Source organism: Vibrio sp. ArtGut-C1, assembly GCF_002105475.1.
Lineage (GTDB): Bacteria > Pseudomonadota > Gammaproteobacteria > Enterobacterales > Vibrionaceae > Vibrio > Vibrio diabolicus.
In genome coordinates, this window is sequence record NZ_NCTH01000009.1 from 181,685 (window position 1) to 187,729 (window position 6,045).

At 45.4% G+C, this 6,045-nt stretch carries 4 protein-coding genes and 1 pseudogene; 4 read left to right on the top strand and 1 reads right to left on the bottom strand.

Annotated elements, in window-relative coordinates:
* Positions 1-7: 7 nt before the first annotated feature.
* The 3 genes from lolC to lolE are packed head-to-tail and all read left to right on the top strand — an operon-like array spanning position 8 to position 3,163.
* Positions 8-1,216: a lipoprotein-releasing ABC transporter permease subunit LolC gene (gene lolC / locus B7360_RS10700; RefSeq protein WP_085343473.1), complete on the top strand. Its 1,209-nt coding sequence runs from the start codon at positions 8-10 to the stop codon at positions 1,214-1,216.
* On the top strand, positions 1,209-1,916 hold the full coding sequence (gene lolD / locus B7360_RS10705) for a lipoprotein-releasing ABC transporter ATP-binding protein LolD (RefSeq protein ID WP_046874713.1): 708 nt from the start codon (positions 1,209-1,211) through the stop codon (positions 1,914-1,916). Before lolC ends, lolD begins: the two co-directional genes overlap by 8 nt.
* Before the next feature lie 2 nt (positions 1,917-1,918).
* Positions 1,919-3,163: a lipoprotein-releasing ABC transporter permease subunit LolE gene (gene lolE, locus B7360_RS10710; protein ID WP_085343474.1), complete on the top strand. Its 1,245-nt coding sequence runs from the start codon at positions 1,919-1,921 to the stop codon at positions 3,161-3,163.
* A gap of 148 nt (positions 3,164-3,311) precedes the next feature.
* Here lolE and B7360_RS10715 read toward each other — a convergent pair whose 3' ends face one another.
* Positions 3,312-3,821 (bottom strand): DUF2062 domain-containing protein, encoded by a 510-nt coding sequence (locus tag B7360_RS10715; protein ID WP_006742150.1) that lies wholly within the window; start codon positions 3,819-3,821, stop codon positions 3,312-3,314.
* An 8-nt stretch (positions 3,822-3,829) separates the two neighbouring features.
* Between B7360_RS10715 and B7360_RS10720 the strand changes: the two are divergent.
* Positions 3,830-5,941 (top strand): annotated as a pseudogene (locus tag B7360_RS10720) (DNA internalization-related competence protein ComEC/Rec2); the annotation flags it as partial.
* Positions 5,942-6,045: the final 104 nt, after the last annotated feature.

A 6,045-nucleotide genomic window follows, 5' to 3' on the forward strand; every position in this document is an offset into this window, starting at 1 on the left:
GTCTTATATGTATCATCCTATCTCATTATTTATTGGTTTGAGATATCTTCGGGGACGCTCTGGGGATAGGTTCAGCCGATTTGTTTCTTATATGTCGACGGCGGGTATTACGATCGGTGTAATGGCGTTGGTGACGGTTCTTTCTGTGATGAATGGGTTCGAATCGCAGTTAAAAGAGCGCATTTTAGGCGTGCTACCTCATGCCGTTGTTTCGCAACACGATGGAAAAACGCCGTTGACCGAGTCTGCCCCTTCATTTGTTCAAGCGATGTCGCGTGAATCTGAACCGGAGCCTATCGTTCGTGGAGAGGCTGTAATTCAGAGTTCTGCGCAACTGACGGCAGGTTACCTCATTGGCATTGAACCAAAGAAAGGCGATCCGATCAGCAACCATCTGATTGCTGGGCGATTATCGTCACTTCAAGCGGGCGATTACAAGGTCTTTTTAGGTCATAGTTTGGCGCGCTCTCTAAAGGTATCAATGGGGGATAAAGTGCGCTTAATGGTGACCAACGCGACGCAGTTTACCCCACTTGGCCGTATTCCTAGCCAGCGCAATTTTACTGTCGCTGGTATTTTCAATACGGGATCGGACGTTGATGGTCAATTAATGATTGTTAACATGACGGATGCATCTAAGTTGATGCGTTTTCCGAAAGACACGGTTTCTGGTTGGCGTGTCTTTTTCTCTGATCCATTTATGGTGACGGATTTTGCTGATCAACCCATGCCTGACGGGTGGCAATGGAGTGATTGGCGCGAACAGCGTGGTGAGCTTTTCCAAGCGGTGAAAATGGAAAAGAACATGATGGGACTTATGCTAGGTCTAATTGTGGGCGTTGCTGCATTCAATATTATTTCCGCCTTAATCATGGTGGTGATGGAGAAACAATCAGAAGTCGCAATATTGAAAACTCAAGGCATGACTCAATCTCAAGTGATGACCATTTTCATGGTTCAAGGGGCAAGCAGTGGTGTAATTGGCGCGATTGTCGGTGGCGCTGCGGGCGTGATCTTGTCACTTAACCTGAATGCGATTCTTGAATCTGCCGGTGTGGCGCTATTCAGTTTCGGTGGTCATCTACCTATTTTGATTGATTCACTGCAAATTCTTTTAGTGGTGGTGTTGGCGATTGCTCTTAGCCTCGCTGCTACGCTTTATCCTTCTTATCGAGCATCTTCTGTTAAACCTGCTGAGGCACTTCGCTATGAATAAGCTATTAGAATGTCGTGATATTCGTAAAGTCTACCGAGAGGGGTCGTTAGATACGGAAGTGTTGAAAGGCGTAAGTTTCGATATCGATAAAGGGGAGCTGGTTTCTATTGTTGGCTCTTCTGGTTCCGGAAAAAGTACCTTATTGCATATTCTAGGGGCGTTAGATGACGCAACTCATGGTGAAGTTGATTTTCTAGGGCAAAACTTATCGGCTTTAAGTTCGAATAAACAGGCGGCTTTACGCAACAAGCACCTTGGTTTTGTATACCAGTTTCATCATTTGTTAGCTGATTTTACTGCGCTTGAAAACGTGGCGATGCCACTGATGATTGGCGGCGCTAAAGTAACGGATGCAAAACAGGCGGCTAAAGCGCTGTTAGATAAAGTGGGTTTGAGTCATCGGATGCAACACAGACCCTCTGAGTTATCGGGCGGTGAGCGTCAGCGTGTTGCGATTGCGCGTGCATTGGTGAATAAGCCTGATCTTGTTTTGGCCGATGAACCTACGGGGAACTTAGATCATAATACGGCACTGTCTATCTATGATTTGATGCGCGAGCTCAATAAAGAGTCAAACATTGCATTTTTGGTTGTCACGCATGATAAAGAGCTGGCGGCGAAAATGGATCGTCAAATGCACATGCAAGATGGTTTGCTCGTAGATCGTTTTGTGACTGATACAGCATCTGCGGAGGGCTAATTTTGTTTTCATCTTTAGCATTGATGATTGGTGGTCGCTTTAGTCGAGCGAAAAAGCGCAACAAGATGGTGTCTTTCATTTCGCTTTCTTCAACGATTGGCATTGCGGTTGGTGTAGCCGTGATCATTATCGGTCTTTCTGCAATGAATGGCTTTGAGCGCGAGCTGCAATCGCGTGTGTTGTCAGTTATTCCACACGGCGAGTTGGAAGGTGTTAATGGACCGCTTCATAACTACACCAAAACGATGAATCAAGCCCTAAACCATGAAGATGTTGTTGCGGCAGCGCCGTACGTTCGTTTTACGGGGTTAGCAGAAAAAGGCAGTAAGCTAAAAGCGATAGAAGTTCGTGGCGTAGAGCCTACTTTCGAGCAAGCGGTGTCGAGCTTATCGAATTTTATTGACCAAGAAGCTTGGCAAAACTTTTATGCCGGTCAGCAGCAAGTGATCTTAGGCCGAGGTGTAGCAAACGAGCTAAATGTCGCCGTGGGGGATTACATTACGTTGATGATTCCGCAAACAGGCGGCTCAAACAAAGTGCAGGCTCCTAAGCGTGTGCGCGTGAAGGTGTCTGGGTTCTTAACGTTGAATGGCCAAATAGACCATTCTTTAGCGTTAGTGCCATTAGCGGATGCTCAGCAATACGCGAGGTTAGGGGAAGGGGTCACTGGCATTTCACTAAAAACGGATGATGTTCTCAATGCGCCTTCTATTGTTCGTGAGGTAGGTAGCATGGTGGATGTTTACGTGTATTTGAAAAGCTGGCAGCAAAAGTTTGGTTTTTTGTATCGCGATATTCAGCTCGTACGCACCATTATGTACTTGGTGATGGTACTCGTGATTGGTGTGGCATGTTTTAACATTGTGTCTACGCTGATGATGGCAGTGAAAGATAGAGCCGCAGAAATTGCAATTTTGCGAACAATGGGAGCAAAAGATAGCCTAATCAAACATATCTTTGTTTGGCAAGGCGTGTTCTCTGGTGTATTTGGCAGTCTCGTCGGCAGTGTTATTGGTGTCTTAGTGGCGTTAAACCTGACTCCGTTAATTAAAGGGTTAGAGAGCTTAATCGGTCATCAGTTTTTATCGGGTGATATTTACTTCGTCGACTTCTTACCATCACAGTTACACTGGCCAGACGTAGCATTGGTGTCGGTGACGGCGATCGTTTTGAGTTTGCTTGCAACGTGGTATCCCGCTTCTCGCGCCGCGAAGTTAAATCCGGCAGCGGTGCTGAGTTCTAAATAACCAACCGTTTTACAATACGAGAAAAGCAAAAAGGACCGAATTCGGTCCTTTTTTGTATTTATCCAACTTGAGCGACATCGTGTTTCATTCTAACTGTTAGGTGCCCCTCAACTGATAGCGCAAATGCTGATTTTTATGCAGTAACGTCTTATCTTATTTTGCGTTTTTGCCAGCTCCGAACCACTGAGTAGCGCCAAAGTCCTCTAATGCCGAAGTAGCCAATAATCGCGGATATGACACCACAGATAGCACAGCCTAATAAGAATGGAGGGCCAATAGTGCTCATCTGTTGCATGATGAATTCCCACGAAAGTTCAAAGTGGAAAGGTTGCGGAGGAACATGCATCACTAAAGCGCCAAGCTTATACGCAAAATAAAATAACACAGGCATGGTGATGGGGTTGCTTATCCATACCAAAGCGACGGAGAGAGGTAAATTGACGCCAAGCATGATTGCCAAACCTGCAGCCATGATCATTTGGCTTGGTAGCGGAACAAATGCCATAAATAACCCGACAGCAAAAGCCCCAGACGCCGAGCGACGATTTAAACACCACAAGTTCGGGTTGTACAACACATTGCCGAAGACCTTCAATGCTTTTTGGCGTTTGATCAATTCATGATCTGGCATGAAGCGTTTTATCAGCTTTCTAGGCATAGGACAGCATGACTCTCTCAGAAAAAAGTTGGACCTTGGCGTTATTTGTAGCGAGCGTAATTTCGTCAGCTTGGTGGCCGACAATACCAGATTGGCGTTGGCTGCTGCTGGGAATAATAACCACTGGCTCAATAATCAAATTACGTCGTGGCTTAATTAGCATAGGCGCAATTGCGGGCTTTATGGTTGTCATCGTCCACGGCAATGTATTGGAGTCTCAGAGACAAGCCCTTTTTCAAGCAGGGGAGAATATTACCATAATTGGTAAAGTTGACAGCCCTTTTACGCAAATAAGTCACGGATATGAAGGCATTGTGGCTCTAAAAAAGGTAAATTCTCAAACTCTGTTACCTTTTCTTAAACCTAAAATCCGTCTTATTACGCCTTTTCCACTCGATGTTAACAGTGAGTTTACGACATCCGTCTCGTTAAAGCCGATTACAGGCCTACGCAACGAAGCTGGTTTTGACGCCGAAAAGCACGCAATGGGTAAAAGCATTATCGCACGCGGTGTTGTTAACAAGGATGTTACCTGGATAATTCGCTCTACTACATCTTTGCGCCAAGCCATTATCGCTGATGTTTCGGAGGATGTGTCCTCCCTTCATCATTTCTCGTTAATAAATGCGTTAGTTTTTGCCGATCGCTCTTGGTTATCTAAGGAAGATTGGCAAGCACTCAGAGACAGTGGTTTACTGCACTTGGTCTCGATTTCGGGCTTACATATTGGTATGGCGTTCACTTTTGGGCTAGTGGTGGGCGGTGCCATTCGTTATGCGTTACCTCAATACCAGCTATTGCCTAGCTTCTGTGGGCTGATGTTTGCCGTTGCCTATGCTTGGTTAGCGGACTTCTCATTACCTACTACCCGCGCGGTGTCGGTATGTGTTATTTACGTCGTTCTCAAATATACCTTAGTGCACTGGGCTTCCTGGCGGGTACTTTTGCTCGCGGTAGCGCTACAACTGCTTGTTCAACCTTTTGCATCGTATAGCATGAGTTTTTGGTTATCGTATTTGTCAGTTTGCGCAGTGTTGTTCGCAATCAATTTGATTCGGTATCAAAACGGGGGCTGGAAGGCGAAGTTAAAAGTGCTATTGCTTACTCAATTGATTCTGAGTGTGTTAATCGTGCCTATTAGTGGCTATTACTTTTCTGGTTTCAGTTTGTCATCAATTGCATACAACTTGGCGTTTATTCCTTGGTTCGGATTTATCGTTGTGCCTTTGATGTTTCTGGCCCTGTTCTCATCTTTATTTCTTGAAATGATAGCAAAGCCTCTGTGGCAGTTGGTGGACTGGTCATTGCAGCCATTGAGCACGTCAATTCAGTACGCGATAGGCTCCTGGCAACCCATTAGTATAGAAATGACAGGGTTGATTCTGGCGGGAATTATTTGCTTGGTGTTTCAACGATTCATGTTTCAGTACGCGTGGTGTTTGTTACTTGGCATTGTAATTAGTATTAAGCTCACATCGGAATATGATCAGCAACATTGGCGAATTGATGTACTAGATGTGGGCCATGGCCTTGCGGTGATTGTAGAAAAAGACGATAAAGTGTTGCTCTATGATACAGGTAAAGCATGGCAAAATGGCAGTATTGCGGAGCAGGTCGTCACTCCGGTCTTGCATCAACGAGGTTATGAAAGCATCGATACGATGATCCTCAGCCATTCCGACAATGACCATGCAGGAGGGCGCTTGTTCATTGAAGATGCCTTTTCGCCACAGCGCAAACTCAGTAGCCAAAACTTTATCGGATATGAGTCTTGTACTCGCGGCGATCATTGGAAATGGCAAGGGTTAAATATAGAAGTACTTTGGCCTCCTGCTCTTGTTCAACGTGCATATAATCCGCACTCCTGTGTGCTACGTCTTACCGACCCTATTTCTACGTTCAGTATGCTTTTTACTGGTGATATTGAGACCATTAGCGAGTGGATCTTGCTCAGGGAGCCTGAAAAGTTAAAAAGTGATGTGATGTTGGTCCCTCATCATGGTAGTAAAAGTTCTTCGAATCCTCGCTTTATTGAAGCGGTAAACCCGAGTGTGGCCGTTGCTTCTTTGGCAAAAAATAATCAATGGGGAATGCCGGCAGAACATGTTGTTGCAGCATATCGCAAGCTTTGTAGTGGTCAAGTAAAACTGGCCACAGTTTTATAAGGGAACCAGAACTGTCGTTCTGACTCATTTGGTGTTAATCCACCGTTATATTGATGTGG

What these genes read in the sequence shown, in the direction of transcription:
- lolC (WP_085343473.1), top strand. Translation starts at nt 8, where the DNA reads ATGTATCATCCTATCTCATTATTTATTGGTTTGAGATATCTTCGGGGA.
- lolD (WP_046874713.1), top strand. Translation starts at nt 1,209, where the DNA reads ATGAATAAGCTATTAGAATGTCGTGATATTCGTAAAGTCTACCGAGAG.
- B7360_RS10715 (WP_006742150.1), bottom strand. Translation starts at nt 3,821, where the DNA reads ATGCCTAGAAAGCTGATAAAACGCTTCATGCCAGATCATGAATTGATC.